This is a genomic window from Mesorhizobium sp. M4B.F.Ca.ET.089.01.1.1, from assembly GCF_004022605.1.
GTDB lineage: Bacteria > Pseudomonadota > Alphaproteobacteria > Rhizobiales > Rhizobiaceae > Mesorhizobium > Mesorhizobium abyssinicae.
Genome location: NZ_RZOS01001246.1, coordinates 1 through 565, shown reverse-complemented (window position 1 = coordinate 565; position 565 = coordinate 1). Strand labels below are relative to the sequence as shown.

The following is a 565-nucleotide window of genomic DNA, read 5'->3' as shown; positions in this document are numbered from 1 at the left end:
TGCCGGTGTCGCGCGCAGCTCTACTGTGCACGCCGAATTGTTTCGGCTGAAGAACGGCCGCGCGCAGTGGGATCGCCGCACTCTGGTTGTCGTCGACGAGGCGGCGATGATGGATGCAAAAGTGACCGGCGAGGTGTTGCGCGAGGCGCGGCTCTCGGGGGCGAAGGTTGTTCTTGCTGGGGACGACCGTCAGTTGGGTTCGATCGAGCGCGGCGGGCTGTTCACCGAGTTGAAGAAAGAACACGGCTCGGTCGAGATCCGCCAGGTGACACGGCAGAAGGTCGATTGGCAGCGCGAAGCGGCGCATGACCTGTCCGATGGGCGCTTCGAGGAAGCGTTGCGCGCTTTTGCTCGCAACAAGTCCGTCGTCTGGACATCAAAGCAGGACGAGCTGCGCGGAAAGCTTGTCGAGCGATGGGCGCAGGACTCTTCGGTTGATCCCTCATCGTCGCGCTTTGTGTTCGCCTACACCAACAAGGATGTCGATGCCTTGAACAAGGATCTGCGCGCGGTCCGGCGCGCGCGTGGCGAGCTTGGCGAAGATTTTGTCTTCACCACCAAACAT

1 protein-coding gene is annotated in these 565 nt (G+C 61.8%); it reads left to right on the top strand.

Annotated features, from left to right (window positions below):
• The coding region (locus tag EN780_RS36980) for an AAA family ATPase (RefSeq protein WP_145971052.1) at nt 1-565 on the top strand (565 nt) is incomplete at both ends.